At 65.8% G+C, this 14,411-nt stretch carries 16 protein-coding genes; 7 read left to right on the plus strand and 9 right to left on the minus strand.

Features of this window, described 5'->3' with window-relative positions; genetic code table 11:
* Positions 1-116: 116 nt before the first annotated feature.
* A complete protein-coding gene (locus L1088_RS11975; protein WP_234555279.1) occupies positions 117-1,799 on the minus strand; it encodes a long-chain-fatty-acid--CoA ligase in 1,683 nt (560 codons plus the stop codon).
* An 87-nt stretch (positions 1,800-1,886) separates the two neighbouring features.
* Here L1088_RS11975 and L1088_RS11980 point away from each other — a divergent pair, with 87 nt between their 5' ends.
* Complete coding sequence (locus tag L1088_RS11980; RefSeq protein WP_234555280.1) at positions 1,887-2,513, plus strand: phosphoribosyltransferase; 627 nt, start codon at positions 1,887-1,889, stop codon at positions 2,511-2,513.
* Complete coding sequence (locus L1088_RS11985) at positions 2,501-2,881, plus strand: cupin domain-containing protein (protein WP_038041750.1); 381 nt, start codon at positions 2,501-2,503, stop codon at positions 2,879-2,881. The genes L1088_RS11980 and L1088_RS11985 overlap by 13 nt, the downstream gene beginning before the upstream one ends.
* Positions 2,882-2,941: 60 nt before the next feature.
* On the opposite strand, the gene L1088_RS11990 is transcribed toward L1088_RS11985, so the two are convergent.
* The 4 genes from L1088_RS11990 to speD all read right to left on the minus strand — a co-directional run bounded on the left by L1088_RS11990 (position 2,942) and on the right by speD (position 6,484).
* Positions 2,942-3,898 carry an ABC transporter permease gene (locus L1088_RS11990; protein WP_234555281.1) on the minus strand — a complete coding sequence of 319 codons (957 nt, stop codon included), beginning with the start codon at positions 3,896-3,898 and terminating at the stop codon, positions 2,942-2,944.
* Positions 3,888-4,811, minus strand: a complete 924-nt coding sequence (locus tag L1088_RS11995; RefSeq protein WP_234555282.1) for an ABC transporter ATP-binding protein — start codon at positions 4,809-4,811, stop codon at positions 3,888-3,890. The genes L1088_RS11990 and L1088_RS11995 overlap by 11 nt, the downstream gene beginning before the upstream one ends.
* A gap of 2 nt (positions 4,812-4,813) precedes the next feature.
* Positions 4,814-5,959, minus strand: a complete 1,146-nt coding sequence (locus L1088_RS12000; protein ID WP_234555284.1) for an NEW3 domain-containing protein — start codon at positions 5,957-5,959, stop codon at positions 4,814-4,816.
* An 87-nt stretch (positions 5,960-6,046) separates the two neighbouring features.
* On the minus strand, positions 6,047-6,484 hold the full coding sequence (speD, locus tag L1088_RS12005; RefSeq protein WP_038049355.1) for an adenosylmethionine decarboxylase: 438 nt from the start codon (positions 6,482-6,484) through the stop codon (positions 6,047-6,049).
* Positions 6,485-6,773: 289 nt separating this feature from the next.
* Here speD and sdhC point away from each other — a divergent pair, with 289 nt between their 5' ends.
* The 4 genes from sdhC to L1088_RS12025 are packed head-to-tail and all read left to right on the plus strand — an operon-like array spanning position 6,774 to position 9,966.
* The gene (gene sdhC / locus L1088_RS12010) at positions 6,774-7,139 is read left to right on the plus strand and encodes a succinate dehydrogenase, cytochrome b556 subunit (protein WP_038045780.1); all 366 of its coding nucleotides are present in this window, start codon (positions 6,774-6,776) and stop codon (positions 7,137-7,139) included.
* Complete coding sequence (locus tag L1088_RS12015; RefSeq protein ID WP_038045783.1) at positions 7,129-7,524, plus strand: succinate dehydrogenase hydrophobic membrane anchor subunit; 396 nt, start codon at positions 7,129-7,131, stop codon at positions 7,522-7,524. The genes sdhC and L1088_RS12015 overlap by 11 nt, the downstream gene beginning before the upstream one ends.
* Position 7,525: 1 nt before the next feature.
* Positions 7,526-9,259, plus strand: coding sequence for a succinate dehydrogenase flavoprotein subunit (gene sdhA / locus L1088_RS12020; RefSeq protein ID WP_234555286.1), 1,734 nt, complete (start codon positions 7,526-7,528; stop codon positions 9,257-9,259).
* 8 nt (positions 9,260-9,267) lie between these two features.
* Complete coding sequence (locus tag L1088_RS12025; protein ID WP_135343519.1) at positions 9,268-9,966, plus strand: succinate dehydrogenase iron-sulfur subunit; 699 nt, start codon at positions 9,268-9,270, stop codon at positions 9,964-9,966.
* A 47-nt stretch (positions 9,967-10,013) separates the two neighbouring features.
* On the opposite strand, the gene aspS is transcribed toward L1088_RS12025, so the two are convergent.
* The 4 genes from aspS to L1088_RS12045 form a co-directional block, all read right to left on the minus strand.
* Entirely contained in the window at positions 10,014-11,282 is a 1,269-nt protein-coding gene (aspS, locus tag L1088_RS12030; protein ID WP_234555288.1) for an aspartate--tRNA(Asn) ligase, read from the minus strand.
* Between the two features lie 114 nt (positions 11,283-11,396).
* Positions 11,397-11,696, minus strand: coding sequence for a hypothetical protein (locus tag L1088_RS12035; RefSeq protein WP_234555289.1), 300 nt, complete (start codon positions 11,694-11,696; stop codon positions 11,397-11,399).
* Positions 11,683-12,375 carry a phospholipase D-like domain-containing protein gene (locus tag L1088_RS12040; RefSeq protein WP_500303606.1) on the minus strand — a complete coding sequence of 231 codons (693 nt, stop codon included), beginning with the start codon at positions 12,373-12,375 and terminating at the stop codon, positions 11,683-11,685. The genes L1088_RS12035 and L1088_RS12040 overlap by 14 nt, the downstream gene beginning before the upstream one ends.
* Before the next feature lie 178 nt (positions 12,376-12,553).
* Complete coding sequence (locus tag L1088_RS12045) at positions 12,554-13,309, minus strand: TatD family hydrolase (RefSeq protein WP_234555291.1); 756 nt, start codon at positions 13,307-13,309, stop codon at positions 12,554-12,556.
* A 63-nt stretch (positions 13,310-13,372) separates the two neighbouring features.
* Here L1088_RS12045 and L1088_RS12050 point away from each other — a divergent pair, with 63 nt between their 5' ends.
* A complete protein-coding gene (locus L1088_RS12050) occupies positions 13,373-14,377 on the plus strand; it encodes a lipocalin-like domain-containing protein (protein ID WP_234555292.1) in 1,005 nt (334 codons plus the stop codon).
* The last annotated feature ends 34 nt before the right edge of the window (positions 14,378-14,411 follow it).

Here is a 14,411-nt window from a genome sequence, read left to right on the forward strand (position 1 = left end):
GGTGGTGCGCCTCTTGGGGGTGGAGCGATATTACCTCCTGGAGTGAGAGGGGTGCGGAATGTGGGGTACCCCGTCGTGGCCTAAGCCACGACGGGGACCTTAAAAGCGCGCCCCCTTTAGGGGTTTTTCTTGGCGAACTCCTCACGGAGCTCCCGCCTGAGGATCTTCCCCACGCTGGACTTGGGGAGGGTGTCGCGGAACTGGATGATGCGGGGGACCTTGTAGGCGGCGAGGTTTTGGCGGCAGAAGGCCTCGATGTCCATTTCCGAGACCTTGCCTTTGAACTCGTCTTTGAGGACGAGGAAGGCGGCGACGGTTTCCCCGCGGTAGGGGTCGGGGACGCCCACCACGGCGGCTTCCTGGACGGCTTGGTGCTGGTAGAGGACTTCTTCCACTTCCCTGGGGTAGATGTTGTAGCCGCCGGCGATGATCATGTCTTTTTTGCGGTCGACGATGTAGAAGTAGCCGTCTTGGTCCATGCGGGCCATATCGCCGGTGAAGAGCCAGCCGTTTTTGAGGGTTTTTGCGGTTTCTTCGGGGCGGTTCCAGTAGCCTTTCATGACGTTGGGGCCTTGGACGATGAGCTCGCCCACCTCGCCCAGGGGCACCTCGTTCCCCTCCTCGTCCACCACCTTGGCCTCCACGCTGGGGAAGGGCATGCCGATGGAGCCCTTTTTCACCTCCCCCAGCACGGGGTTGGAATGGGTCACCGGGCTCGCCTCCGAGAGGCCATAGCCCTCGATCAGCCGGGCCCCGGTGATCTCCTCAAAGCGCTTGGCCACCTCCACGGGCAGGGGGGCCGCTCCCGAGAGGCAGATGCGGATGCTTTTCACGTTGCGCCGTTCGATGCCGGGGAAGTTGTTGAAGGCCACGTACAGGGTGGGCACGCCGGGGAAGTGGGTGACCTGGTGCTTCTCGATGGCCTCCACGATGGCATGGATCTCGGGCCTGGGCAGGAGGACGATCTTGTAGCCGGAGAAGAGCCCGTAGTTCATGGCCACGGTCATGCCGTAGACGTGGAAGAAGGGCAAAGCACCCAGCATCACCCCCTTGCCCAGCAGGTCCTTGGAGGTGGGGTCCCAGGTGTCGATCTGCAGGACGTTGGCCACCAGGTTCCTATGGGTGAGCATGGCGCCCTTGGAGATTCCCGTGGTGCCGCCGGTGTACTGGAGGAGGGCCAGATCCTCGGGGTCTGAGGCGTGGGGGGTGGCTGGGGCGTGCTTGAGGAGCTCGGTGAAGGCGAAAAAGCCCTCCTTTTTGGGGAAGCCCAGCGGGAGCTTGTCCTTCCTGGCCTTCAAGGGGTAGAGGAGGTTTTTGGGGAAGGGGAGGAAGTCCTTAATGCCCGTGACCACGGTGCGCTTCACCGGGGTTTCCCCCTGCACCTCCAGGAAGCGGGGCAGGAGGTGATCCAAGATCACCAGGGTTTCCGCCCCCGCGTCTGCCAGCTGGTGCCTTAGCTCCCTGGGGGTATAGAGGGGATTCACGTTCACCCCCACCCCTCCCGCCAGCAGGGTGCCGTAGAAGGCGATGACGAACTGGGGGGAGTTGGGGAGCATGATGGCCACCCGGTCCCCGGGTTTGACCCCCAGCTCCTTCAGCCCACCGGCGAAACGTCGGGCCAGGTCCCAAAGCTCGACGTAGCTCAGGGTCTTGCCCAAAAACTCCAGGGCCACGTTCTTGGGGTAGCGCTGGGCGCTGTCCTCCAGAAAGCGCCACAGGGGGATGGGAGGGATATCCACCTCTGCTGATACGCCTGGGTCATAATGGGCGAGCCAAGGTTTGGAGCTTACGTGGGCCATGCTGACCTCCTTGGGCCCCAGGCTACCAAACACTTTATACCGCGTTCAAGACCCGGGCCCGGTGTAGCATGGGTAAGGAGGTTTCCTATGCGCTTCCGCGACCGCAGACACGCCGGTGCCCTCCTGGCCGAGGCCTTGAAACCCCTGGGCCTCGAGGCGCCCGTGGTCCTGGGCATCCCCCGGGGTGGGGTAGTGGTGGCCGACGAGGTGGCCCGGCGCCTTTCAGGAGAACTGGATGTGGTCCTGGTGCGCAAGGTGGGAGCCCCAGGAAATCCGGAGTTCGCCCTGGGGGCGGTGGGGGAGAAGGGGGGCTTGGTGTTGAAGCCCTATGCCTACCAGTACGCCGACCCCAGCTACCTGGAGCGCGAGGCAGCCCGGCAGAAGGACGTGATCCGCAGGCGGGCTGAGCGTTACCGTAAGGTGAGGCCAAAGGTGCCCCTTGCGGGCCGGGATGTGGTGTTGGTGGACGACGGCATCGCCACCGGTTCCACCATGGAGGCGGCCTTGGCCGTGGTTCTCTCGGAAAAACCCCGGCGAGTGGTGGTGGCGGTGCCTGTAGCCAGCCCGGATGCGGTGGAGAGGCTGAAGGATCAAGCCGAGGTGGTGGCCCTCTCCACCCCACCGGACTTCGCCGCCGTGGGGGCCTACTTCATGGACTTCGGCGAGGTCACCGATGAGGAAGTGGAGGGCCTTTTGCTACAATGGTCGCCATGAAGCCCGTGGTCAAGCAGGGGGCCAGCGTGGAGGCCCGTCCCGTGGAACGGGGGGAGAAGGCCTTTATCCAGGTGCTCATCGGCCCTGAGGATGGAGCCCCCCACTTCATCACCCGCAAGTTCACCATTCTGCCGGGGGGCCGCATCCCCAAGCATAAGCACCCCACCATTGAGCACGAGCAGTACGTGCTTTCTGGGCGCATGAAGGTTTACCTGGGCGACGAGGTCAAGGAGGTGGCTGCTGGGCAGGCGGTTTACATTCCCCCGGACACCCCTCACGCCTACGTGAACGAGGGGGAAGAGCCGGTGGAGTTCCTCTGCATCATCCCCAAGACCAGCGCCTACGCCACAGAGTGGTTGGAGGAATAGGGCGTGCCCTAAACGGCCCGCCCTGGCCCGGGCCAGGGCGGGTGCCGCTTTCTGGGGGGCTCAGGCCCGCACCTCCTGGCGCTGGAAGGCCACGTAGGCCAGGGTGAAGAGGAGGATGAAGAGGGCGAAAAGCCCCGTGAGCTGGGGCCAGACCAGAAGGAGGCTCTGGCCCAAGGGGAGGGGTGTGCCCAGTACGGCGCCCTCCAGCTGGGTGATGAGGATGGGGCCCAAGGAGCGCACCGCTGGGTTGAGGACGGCGGTCAGGGTTTCCGCGTACAGGGTGTTGGGGGAGAGGCGGGAGATCCAAAGGGCCAGGTTGGCCTGCCGGAGCTGGCTTTCCGGGTCGAAGGGGTCCGCCTGCAAAAGAAGGGCGCTTGCCGCCAGGTCGGTGAGGATGGGGAAGAAGACGGCGAAGAAGAGCCAAACCCCAATGGCCGCCAAGGCGGCGGTGGCTGGCTGGCGGAAGAGGACGGAGAAGAGGAGGCCCAGGGCCAACCACACCCCCGCGTAGGCCAAGGTGGCCAGGAGGAAGAGGAAGGCCCGGGCCATTTCCTCGCCTCCGGGAGGCACCCCCAGGGTGAAGAGGCCCAGGCCCACCACCAGGAGGAAGAGGGCCAAGAGGAGCACCGCCAGGGTGCCAAGCCCCGCCAGAAACTTGCCGAAGAGGAGGGCGTCCCGGTAGATGGGCTGGGAGAGGATACGGGAAAGCGTTCCCCTAGCGTATTCCCCGTTCACCGCATCGAAGGCCAAGGCGATGGCCGCCAGGGGCACGAAGAAGGAGAGGAAGCCCACGAAGGAGGGCAGGGGATCCTGGGCGGTGGTGAGGAGCTTGAGGTAGAGGTAGGGGTCCTCTCCCACGGTCTGGCGCAGAGTCTGGGTTCCGGTGTACACCGCTGCCAGGGCGGAAAGGAGGATGAGGCCTTCCAGGATGCGCATCCTGAGGCCGGTGAGGTGGTCGGCCATCTCCTTGAAGAAGACCGCCCATAGCCCAGTCCAGGGGGAACCCTCACGCCGCATGGGCCACCTCCTTGAAGTAGTGGGCGTAGACCTCGTCCAGGCTGGGGCGGCGCAGGGCCAGGCCGAAGAGGGCTCCGCGTTCCACGGCCACCCGGGCCAGCTCGGAGCGCAGGTCGCGGCTGGCCAGGACGCGGTAGCGTCCTGCCTCCGCTTCCACCCGCGCCACCCCCTCCAGCTCCCCGAAGGCTGCCTCCAGACCTGGCCCCGCCTCCACCAGGATCTCGTAGCCGCCGCCCAAGACCTTTTGCGCCAACTCCTCCACGGTGCCCAAAAGGGCAAGACGCCCCTTGTGGAAGAGGCCCACCCGATCGCAGACCTCCTGCACCTGGTGCAGGAGGTGGCTGGAAAGGAGAACGGTGATGCCCTCGGCTTTCAGGCCCTTGATGAGCTCCAGGAACTCCCGGGCGGCCTCGGGGTCCAAGCCCAGGGTGGGCTCGTCCAGGATGGCCACCTTGGGGCGCTTGAGGAGCACCTCCGCCAGGCCCAGTCGCTGGCGCATTCCCCGGCTGAAGGCCGAAACCTTCCGGTCCCGCACCTCCCAGAGGCCCATGCGCCGCAAGACCTCCTCGATGCGGGCTTTGGCCTCGGCCTCGGGGAGGCCCAGGAGCCTCGAGGTGTAGCGCAGGTTTTCCCAGGCGGTGAGTTCCCCGTAGAAGCCCACCTGGTCCGGGAGGTAGCCCACCTTGGCCTTGACCTTCAGGGGTTCCCGCATGGGGTCCAGGCCCAGGACCCGGGCCTCGCCCGAGGTGGGCTCGGTGAGGCCCAGGAGCATGAGGATGGTGGTGGTCTTGCCTGAGCCGTTGGGGCCCAGAAGGCCGAAGACCTCCCCCTCGTGTACCTCCAGGTTCAGGCCTTCCACGGCCACCACCCGGCCGTAGCGCTTGGTGAGGCCGCGGGTTTCGATGACCGCCATGGTCACCTCCGGCCGAAGCGGTTCACGGCGAAGCCCAGGACCAGGAGGGCCACCGCCATGATGCCCACCCCCACCAGGCCCCAGAGGCTGGAGCGCACCACGGTGGCCCGGTAGTCCAGGCTCTCGGAGAGGCCCTCGGCTCCGGAGAGGCTAAGGGTCACCATGTAGTCCCCGGTGACCGCCTTGGGGGAGGGCTTGATGCGGGCGGTGACCTCCCGCTCCTGCCCGGGTTCCAGGACCTCCAGCTTCTCCGGTTCAAACTTCACCTCCCAGCCGGAGGGCTCCATGGCGCTGAAGGAAAGGTTCTTGGCGGGGGCGCTCCCCTCGTTTTTGAGGAGGAGCTTCACCGCGTTTTCCCGGCCCGCCACCACCTGACCGGAAAGCCGCCCTTCCTTGGTGGTAAAGCGCACTTCAGGCCGTCCCGTCACCTCCAGGGTGAGGGCGAGCTCCGCCTTGGCCTCCCCAGCCACCGCCCGCAGGGTGAGGCCGTAGGTGTCGGCCTTGGTGTCCTTGGGCAAGGAGACCTCCACGTCCAGGTCCTTGCTCTCCCCGGCCTTGATGGGGAGGCTGGTCACCTGCTGGCTGGCGAAGGCGGGGGTGAAGGTGACCTGGAAGCCCTTGGGGGCCTCGTACTCCAGGGAAACCAGGAGGTCGCGGTCGGATTCGTTCTTCAGGGTCACCCGGTAGCGGAAGGAGCTGGTGGGCGGGCCCTTGAGGATGGGGAGCTCGGCCTCGAGGCTTAGCCTTTGTGGCAGGCCCTGGCCCACCACCAGGGCGATGGGCAGGGTAGCGGTCTGCCCCAGGCCTTCGGCCCGCACCAGGAAGCGGTAGGTGCCGGGTTTGACCTCCTTGGGGGGCTGGAGGCGCAAGGTTAGGCTGGCCTCCCCGTCGGGGGCTAGGTAGACGGCCCGCACCAGCCTCCCGTTCCCGATGAGGCTCGCTTGCCACCCGCTAGGGGCCTCGGCCACGGAGAGGCGCACCACCCCGGGGGGCAGGCCGTGGTTCTTCACGCTCAGCGTCAGGTTCACGCTTTCCCCAGGCTGGACCCCGAGCTCCGGATACGGGGTGCCCAGGGAGAGGCCGCGGAAACCTTGAGCCGAGGCCAGAGAGAGCACCGCAAGAAGCAGGGGCAGTAACTTGCGCACCATACCTTAGCCTCCTCTCCTAAGGCTAGGCAGGAAGGATGAGTCCAAAATGAAACCCCCGGGGCACGCCCGGGGGTGGGGGGCGCTCTTTTAGCTCACCCGGGCCTCGAGGTACTCCCTCTCACCCAGGACGATCTGGCGGGCCAGCTCGGGGTCTTTGGGGAACTCCTTGCCCCGGTTGATCATGTAGGTTTCGTAGCGGCCGATTTCAAAGACTTCCGCCAACTTCTTGAGCACCTTGGCCATGTCGAAGGCCTTACAGGAGAAGATGTCGATGGAGAGGAAGCGCTTCTTGGGGAAGGTGTGGATGGCGATGTGGCTTTCGGCGATGATCACCACCCCGGTCACCCCTTCCTCCCCCTCGGGGCCGTAGCTGTAGACGAAGGGGGGAAGCACCTTGGTCATCTCCATCTCCTCGGGGAGCTCGTCCAGGACGCGGCGTACCAGCTCGGCGTCCCGGAGTTTGGCGGGGTTGGCGTCGTAGCCATCCACCATCAGATGCGGACCGAATCCAAAGAGTTCCACCATGACCACCTCCTTCCCGTGCCCCCCGGGGTATTCCCCCACGGCACGCCCCCCATTATGGCCCCCCCCTCCCCCCCTGTCAATACCTCGTTCCGAGGCGGGAAAACCCGCCCTAAACCCCCTGTAGGCGAAAGGGGAAGGCGGCCTTCCCCCTTCCCCCAAGGGAGGGCAGGGTGCGGGGCGTGCTGGCGCGCATTCGGATACCGTACTGGGGTATAGCGAGGAGAGAGTGGCCTGCCCGACGCATCCTTCATGGGTGAAAGGTGTATGATAGCCCCGGTAAGGAGGTGCCATGTACAGGGGAAGAGAAGGGCAGTGGGCGTTTTACCTGCACCGGATCTCGGGCTTGGGCATTGTGGTCTTCCTCATGCTTCACGTGGCCAACATTTCCAGCGCCATGTGGGGCCCGGAGGTGTCCAACGCCCTCATGAAGTTCTATCACCAGCCCGTGTTTCAGCTGGGGCTTCTCGCCCTCGTCGCTGGGGTGCTCTACCACGGGTTCAACGGCCTCCGGATCATCCTTATGGACTTCACCTCCTGGGGGGTGCGCTACCAGCGCCAGCTTTGGTACGGGGTTTGGGTTCTCTTCGTGGTCTTCTACCTGCCCTTCCTGATCCGGATCGGCGGGAACATCCTGGGAGGCGGCCATGGCGATTAAGTCCAAGCGCTACGAGGAGGCAAGGCTCGAGGCCAGCACCAACCTGGAGCTCTACTGGTGGGTCTTCATGCGCATCTCCGGGGTGGTTCTGGTCTTCATGCTCATCGGCCACATGTGGATGAACGCCGTTCTCATGGACCTCAACAAGATCGACTACGATTACGTGGCCAAGAGACTTTCCCAGACCACCTGGAAGGTCTACGACTGGCTCATCCTGGCCCTCGGTTTGTTGCACGGGGCCAACGGCCTGCGCTACGTCTTGGACGATTGGGTGCGCAACCCTTCCCGGCGTTTCTGGACCAAGGTGGTGGTCTACGGCTTGATCGGCTTTCTTTTCTTCCTGGGGAGCCTTTCCCTCTTCAACCATGATTTTGGGGTGAAGTGATATGGCGCACAGACACGAGGTGATCGTGGTGGGCGCGGGCGGGGCGGGCCTGGCCACCGCCCTTTACGCAGCCAGAGAGGGCGCGGACGTGGCGGTGGTGACCAAGCTCTACCCCACGCGAAGCCACACGGGGGCGGCCCAAGGAGGCATAGGGGCGGCCTTGGGCAACGTGGAGGAGGACCACTGGGAATGGCACATGTTCGACACGGTGAAGGGGGGTGACTACCTCACCGACCAGGACGCCGCCGAGGTCTTCGCCAAGGAGGTGATCGAGGCGGTCCTGGAGCTGGAGCACATGGGCCTTCCCTTTGACCGCCTTCCCAGCGGCAAGATCGCCCAGCGCCGCTTCGGGGGCCACACCAAGGACTGGGGCAAGGCCCCGGTGCACCGGGCGGCCCACGCCGCCGACCGCACCGGGCACATGATCCTCCAGACCCTCTACCAGCAGTGCGTGAAGCATAACATCACCTTTTACAACGAGTTCCATGTGACCGACGTCATCCTGGAGGACGGGGTGGCTAAGGGCCTGGTGGCCTACGAGCTCGCCACCGGGGAGCTCCACCTCTTCCAGGCCAAGGCCATCGTCATCGCCTCCGGGGGGTTTGGCCGCATCTACAAGGTGACCTCCAACGCCTACACCCTCACCGGGGACCTGCAGGCCATCCTCTACCGCAAGGGGCTTCCCCTCGAGGACATGGAGTTCTACCAGTTCCACCCCACGGGGCTTTACCCCTTGGGCATCCTCCTTACCGAGGGAGCCCGGGGCGAGGGGGGCATCCTGCGCAACGCCCTGGGGGAGCGTTTCATGGAGCGCTACGCCCCCACCATCAAGGACCTGGCCCCCCGGGACATGGTGGCCCGGGCCATGTACCTGGAGGTGCGGGAGGGCCGGGGGGTGGGCCCCAAGAAGGACCACGTCCTCCTGGACCTCACCCACTTGCCCCCCGAGGTCATTGAGAAGAAGCTTCCCGACATCACCGAGTTCAGCCGCATCTACCTGGGGGTGGACCCCTTGAAGGAGCCGGTGCCGGTGATGCCCACCGCCCACTACGCCATGGGAGGGATTCCCACCACCCTCTGGGGCCAGGTCATCCGGGACGAGAACAACACCGTGGTGCCTGGGCTTTACGCTGCCGGGGAAGCGGCCTGCGTCAGCCTGCACGGGGCCAACCGCCTGGGGACCAACTCCTTGGGGGATCTAGTGGTCTTTGGTCGGCGCGCGGGGATCCATGCGGCCCGCTTCGCCAAGGACGCCGATTACCACGAGCTCAAGGCCGACCATCTGGGCGAAAGCCGCGAGCGCATTGAGCGCATCAAGAACTCCACGGGCAAGGAGAAGGTGGCCGTCTTGCGGGCCGAGCTCCAGCAGTCCATGATGGACCACGCCTCCGTCTTCCGCACCGGGGAACTCCTTACCAAGCAGGTGGATATCCTGAAGGAGCTCATGGACCGCTACCGGCACATCTCCATCGACGACAAGGGGGAGGCCTATAACACCGAGCTGGTGGAGGCCCTGGAGCTTGGGTACCTCCTCGAGGTCTCCGAGGCCCTGGTGCACTCCGCTTTGAACCGCACCGAGTCCCGCGGGGCCCATGCCCGGGAGGATTACCCCGAGCGGGACGATGCCAACTGGCTCAAGCACACCCTGGCCTACAAGGTGGCCGACGGCAAGGTGACCTTCCGCTACAAGCCCGTGGTCCTGGGCCGCTTTGAGCCCAAGGCCCGCACCTACTAGGAGGCACCATGCAGGTAACCCTGAAGATCCTCCGCTTTGACCCCGCCAAGGACCAAAAGCCCACCTGGCACACCTACCAGGTGGAGGCCGAACCTTGGGACCGGGTCCTGGACCTCCTCCACAAGGTGAAGTGGGACCAGGACGGCACCCTGGCCTTCCGCCGGAGCTGCGGCCACGGCATCTGCGGCTCCGATGCCATGCTCATCAACGGCAGAAACCGCCTGGCCTGCAAGACCTTGGTGAAGGACCTGGGGAACGTGATCACCGTGGAACCCATCCGGGGCCTGCCGGTGGAGAAGGATCTCATCGTGGACATGGAGCCCTTCTTCGCCGCCTACCGGGCGGTGAAGCCCTACCTCATCAACGACGAGCCGCCCCCTGCGCGGGAGCGTTTGCAAAGCCCTGAGGAACGGGAGCGGTTTGACCACGGCACCAAGTGCATCCTCTGCGCTTCCTGTACCACCAGCTGCCCGGTCTTCTGGGTAAACGGCGCGTACCTGGGCCCGGCGGCCATCGTCCAGGCCCACCGCTTCATCTTTGACTCCCGCGACCGGGGCAAGAGGGAGCGGTTCAAGGCCCTGGGTTCGGGGAGCGGGGTTTGGCGGTGCCGCACCGCTTACAACTGCACGGAGGCCTGCCCCCGGGAGATCCCCGTGACCCAGCTCATCGAGGAGGTCAAGCGGGCCATCCTCTTCGACCGGTTCTGAACACCCCATCGCGGCTTGTGCCGCGATGGGGACCCCAGAGGCGGGGCCTAAGGCGTGAGGCGGTGGCGGTCCCGGGGGAAAGCCCGGGCGTAGCGCACGTTGGGCAGGCCGAGAAGCTTTTGCGTGAGCCTTTCCGCTCCGATGGCGAAGCCCCCGTGGGGGGGCATGCCGTACTTGAAGACCTCCAGGTAGCCCTTAAAGCCCTCGAGGTCCATGCCCTTGGCCCTTAGGCTTTCCACCAGGTCCGGGTAGCGGTGGATGCGCTGGCCCCCCGAGGTGATCTCCAGGCCGCGGAAGAGGAGGTCAAAGCTCCGGGTGGTGCCGTCTGGCTCCGGGTAGGTGTAGAAGGGCCGGAGGGCTTTGGGGTAGCGGGTGATGAAGAGCCAGTCCGAGCCCCAGCGCTCCTGGGCGTACTGGCCCAGGAGGCGCTCCGCTTCCTCGGAGAGGTCCTGGCCTACAGGATAGCCCAGCTCTTCCTTCAGGATCCTCCGAGCCTCGGCGTGGGTCAGGCGGGGAATCTCCTTGGGGAAGGAGGGCCACTCGGCTTCCAAAAGCCGGATCTCGTTTCCGGCGCTGGAAAGGGCTTCCTCCAGCATCTCTTGGAGAAGGCCTTCCTCCAGCCGCATGAGGTCCTCCTCATCCTGGATGAAGCCCATTTCCACGTCCAGGGAGAGGTACTCGTTCAGGTGGCGGCTGGTGTTGTGCTCCTCCATGCGCCAGACCGGGGCCACCTCGTAGACCCGCTCGAAGACCCCCACCATGATCTGCTTGTAAAGCTGGGGGGACTGGGCCAGGTAGGCCCGGTACTCAAAGTAGTCCACCCCGAAAAGCCCCGAACCCCCCTCGGCTCCTGCCCGCACCACCTTGGGGGTGAAGATTTCGGTGAAGTCTTGGCGGTCCAAATACCGGCGAAAGCCCCGCACCAAGGCGGCCTGCACCTTAAGGGGGGCGCGGGCCTTCTCCCCCCTTAAGGTGACGTAGCGGTACTCCAGGAGGGTGTCAGGGCTGGCCCGCCACTCCTCCTTGGGGATTTCCACCGGGGTGGGCTCCAGGGCGGGGGAGAGGACCTCTATGGCCTTGGCCTGGACCTCGAGGCCCCCGGGGGCCTTGGCGTTGGCCACCACCACCCCCCGCACCCGGAGGCTGGACTCGGGGAGGGGGAGCTTCTGCCCCCCCGTGACCACCTGCACGATGCCGCTTCGGTCCCGGAGCAATAGGAACTGCACCTTGCCCAGGTCCCGCCGCCAGTGGAGAAAGCCCAGAAGCTCCACCTCTTCGCCCACATGCTTCTTCAAGTCCCGCACCAGAACCCGCATGCTCCCTCCTCTTAAGGTTTGACCCCCCCGGCCATGGGGGACCGGGGGGGCCGGATGGCCTTGCCCCCCGTCTAGGCGTCATTACCCTGGGGCAGACGCATATTGCCCTTGAGTTTAGGGGGTTTCTCCCCCTAGGTCAAGGCGCTCAAAGGCCAGGACCAGGCTGGGGAGGTCCTGAGGGTTCGCCACAGCGAAGAAGTTCTCCTCCACCTGGTACCGGGCCGCCCACTCCCCTGCCACCCCGGCCAGGTTTAAGGGCTTTGCCTCCTCCCTTAGGAAGCGGAGACGTCTTAGGCGCACATCCCCCTCTTCTGAGTAGAAAACCTGGTAGACCACACCCCCTTGGCGTTTTTCCCCGTAGAAGCCTCCTTCGATGGGGCTTATCTCGTAGCCCAAGGCTTTAAGGGCTTCCATCCAGCACCTCGAGGGCCGAGGGGTCGTCCAGCACGATCTCGTAGTACCCGGCGTAGAGGACGATGCGGCCCGTGGCCCGCACCCGCTTGCTCAGGTAGCTCTGCGGGAAGGGTTGCTGGAAGAGGCCGTAGCTTCTCGGGAAGACCACCAGCCTGAGGTCGCTTTCCCCAGGGCCGAACTTCAAGAAGGCCACCGTGCCGCGGTCCTCCACCGCCTGGATGACCCCCTCCACCTTGGCCACGCGGCCGAAGTAGCGGGGGGCTTCCTGCCACGGCACCACCCCCTCCACCGGGGGCAGGGCGAAGGGGTTTTCAGGGAAGCCCGCCTGGAAATCCTTTTCCATCACGGAAAGAAGCCGGGCGAAAGCCTCGGGGGCTTCCTTCTTCCGCAGGAGCACGGAAAGCTCCCGGTTGGCGTTCAAGGAGTTGGCGCTGAGGTTAAGGCTGCCCAAGAGGGCCACCTCCCCGTCCTGCACCAGGACCTTGGCGTGCACGTAGGGGTCGGGCAGGAAGCGCACCTCGGCACCCGCCTGCTTTAGCTCCTCGGCCCCCGCCAGGAAGTAGGTGTCCCCGGGTTCGGCGGGGCTCCCCACCAGGCGCACCCGCACCCCTCGGGCCACGGCCTTCCCCCGGGCCTCCACCAGGTCCAGGCGGCTTGGGGCCCAGAAGTACATCTTCAACTAGGATTTCCAGGATTTCCTGCTAGGCCGAGGCGATGAGGTCCAAAAGGGACTTGACCCCATCGCCCGGCTCCACCAGCCTGGGGGCGGCCAGGGCGGAGAGGAGGAAGGTTAGGAGGACAAAAAGCCGCTTCATCTCACCCCCCATTCTGACCCATCGGGCTTGGGGCCAGCACCCCTAGGCCCAGCGGAAGAGGGTGGCCGCGTTCCGGTCGGTGAGGGCCTCCGCTTCCTCCCAGGCCAGCCCCCGCACCTCGGCTAGTTTGGCCAAAGTGTGGCGCACGTAGTGGGGGAGGTTGCGCCTTCCCCGGTAGGGCTCCGGGGACAGGAAGGGGGCGTCGGTTTCCACCAGGAGCCGATCTGCGGGGAGCCTCCTGGCCGCTTCCCGCAGGGCCTGGTTTTTCTTGTAGGTAAGGGGGCCAGCGAAGCTGAAGTAGGCCTCCACCTCGAGGCCCGCCCTTTCCAGGGAAGGATGGCCAGAAAAGGCGTGTAGAACGACCTTGCTGGGGCGATGGACCCGAAGCCAGGCCGCCAGGTCCTCCTCCGCCTGGCCGTCTTTGCTGCGCACGTGCAGGACCAGGGGTAGCCCTAGCTCTTGCGCCAAGGCCGCCTGGAAGTCCAGGGCCTTGAGCTGGGCGGATTTTGTTTCCGGGGTCCAGTAGTAGTCCAGGCCCGTCTCCCCGATGGCCCGGACCCGGGGGTGGCGGGCATGGTGCCTGAGGGCCTCCTCCACCTCGGGGGAGAGGAGGTGGGCCGAGGTGGGGTGGAGGCCCACGGCGGCGTAGACGTTTCCTTGGGCCAGGCTCAGGGTCCTTTCCCAACGGCCGGGGTCCACCCCCAGGGTGAGGACGGCCTTGAGCTCGGGAAGGTGGGCCCTGGCCTCGGCCAGCTCGCTTTCTTCCAGGAAGTCCAGGTGGGCGTGGGTGTCGGTCATGCCTCCGTCCAGTTTATGGCCAAGACAACAAGGGCCCGGGGGTTAGGTGAATAAAGTGAGGGTATGCGGCGCCTTTTCCTTCTTCCCCTGCTCCTAGGGGCCTGCGCCCCGGCCCTTTTGGGGGTGGACCCCCAAAGGCTTCCCGACCCCAAGGACTGGGACCCCAAGCCCGCTTCCGTGGAGTGGTGGTACGCCTCCGGGTGGGTTTACCCTTACGCCTTCCACTTCGCCTTCTTCAAAGCCTACGCGCCCCCTTCCTTCCGCATCCTGGGCCTTCCCGGAAGCCTCTTTGGGGCCTTCCACGCTGCCCACCTGGCCCTCACCGACCTGCGCACAGGGGAGAGGCTTTTCCTGGAGGTGGCGGACCAGGACCTCCTGGCCCCCCGGAGCCGGGCGGCGCCGGGCCCCTACCTGGAGGTTTCCGGCTGGCGCTTCTGGCGGGAAGGCGAGGGCTTCCGCCTCCTGGCCGGTCCCGTGGACCTCACCTTCCTTCCCCTGAAGCCGCCCGTGGTTCACCCCCCTGGCTACTCGGGCACCGAGGCCACGGGGCGCCTCTACTACCAGTCCTATACCCGGGTGGAAGCCGCTGGCCGCATCCAGGGGGAGGAGGCCCAGGGGGAGGCTTGGCTGGACCACCAGTGGGGGGAGCAGTTTTCCGGGGTTTCCGCCACCTGGGACTGGTTCGGCCTGCACCTTTCCGACGGCTCCGAGCTCATGGCCTACCAGGTGAAGGACCGGGAGGGCCGGGTGGTCCAGGTGCTGGGGAGCCGGGTGGACCCCTTAGGGCGGGCGGAGGCCCTGGAGCTGGCCTTCGTGCCCCTCGAGGTCTGGACGAGCCCCTCGGGCCGGACCTACACCCTCGCCTGGCGCCTCCTGGGGCCGGAGCTGGACCTTACCCTCCGTCCCCTCTTCCTTGAAGGGGAGATCCTCTCCCGCACCACCCGGGTGGCCTACTGGGAGGGTCCTGTGGCGGGGGAGGGAACCTTTAGGGGGTACGCGGTGCGGGCCCGGGGCATGGGGGAGTTCGTGGCCGGGCCTGAACCCGGACAGACACATGTGAGACACTGAGTGGGATAAAAAGATGGGGAACCGACCCTGTAGC

The sequence above is a fragment of the Thermus caliditerrae genome (assembly GCF_021462525.1).
Classification (GTDB): Bacteria; Deinococcota; Deinococci; order Deinococcales; family Thermaceae; genus Thermus; species Thermus caliditerrae.

What these genes read in the sequence shown, in the direction of transcription:
- L1088_RS11975 (WP_234555279.1), bottom strand. Translation starts at nt 1,799, where the DNA reads ATGGCCCACGTAAGCTCCAAACCTTGGCTCGCCCATTATGACCCAGGC.
- L1088_RS11980 (WP_234555280.1), top strand. Translation starts at nt 1,887, where the DNA reads ATGCGCTTCCGCGACCGCAGACACGCCGGTGCCCTCCTGGCCGAGGCC.
- L1088_RS11985 (WP_038041750.1), top strand. Translation starts at nt 2,501, where the DNA reads ATGGTCGCCATGAAGCCCGTGGTCAAGCAGGGGGCCAGCGTGGAGGCC.
- L1088_RS11990 (WP_234555281.1), bottom strand. Translation starts at nt 3,898, where the DNA reads ATGCGGCGTGAGGGTTCCCCCTGGACTGGGCTATGGGCGGTCTTCTTC.
- L1088_RS11995 (WP_234555282.1), bottom strand. Translation starts at nt 4,811, where the DNA reads ATGGCGGTCATCGAAACCCGCGGCCTCACCAAGCGCTACGGCCGGGTG.
- L1088_RS12000 (WP_234555284.1), bottom strand. Translation starts at nt 5,959, where the DNA reads ATGGTGCGCAAGTTACTGCCCCTGCTTCTTGCGGTGCTCTCTCTGGCC.
- speD (WP_038049355.1), bottom strand. Translation starts at nt 6,484, where the DNA reads ATGGTGGAACTCTTTGGATTCGGTCCGCATCTGATGGTGGATGGCTAC.
- sdhC (WP_038045780.1), top strand. Translation starts at nt 6,774, where the DNA reads ATGTACAGGGGAAGAGAAGGGCAGTGGGCGTTTTACCTGCACCGGATC.
- L1088_RS12015 (WP_038045783.1), top strand. Translation starts at nt 7,129, where the DNA reads ATGGCGATTAAGTCCAAGCGCTACGAGGAGGCAAGGCTCGAGGCCAGC.
- sdhA (WP_234555286.1), top strand. Translation starts at nt 7,526, where the DNA reads ATGGCGCACAGACACGAGGTGATCGTGGTGGGCGCGGGCGGGGCGGGC.
- L1088_RS12025 (WP_135343519.1), top strand. Translation starts at nt 9,268, where the DNA reads ATGCAGGTAACCCTGAAGATCCTCCGCTTTGACCCCGCCAAGGACCAA.
- aspS (WP_234555288.1), bottom strand. Translation starts at nt 11,282, where the DNA reads ATGCGGGTTCTGGTGCGGGACTTGAAGAAGCATGTGGGCGAAGAGGTG.
- L1088_RS12035 (WP_234555289.1), bottom strand. Translation starts at nt 11,696, where the DNA reads ATGGAAGCCCTTAAAGCCTTGGGCTACGAGATAAGCCCCATCGAAGGA.
- L1088_RS12045 (WP_234555291.1), bottom strand. Translation starts at nt 13,309, where the DNA reads ATGACCGACACCCACGCCCACCTGGACTTCCTGGAAGAAAGCGAGCTG.
- L1088_RS12050 (WP_234555292.1), top strand. Translation starts at nt 13,373, where the DNA reads ATGCGGCGCCTTTTCCTTCTTCCCCTGCTCCTAGGGGCCTGCGCCCCG.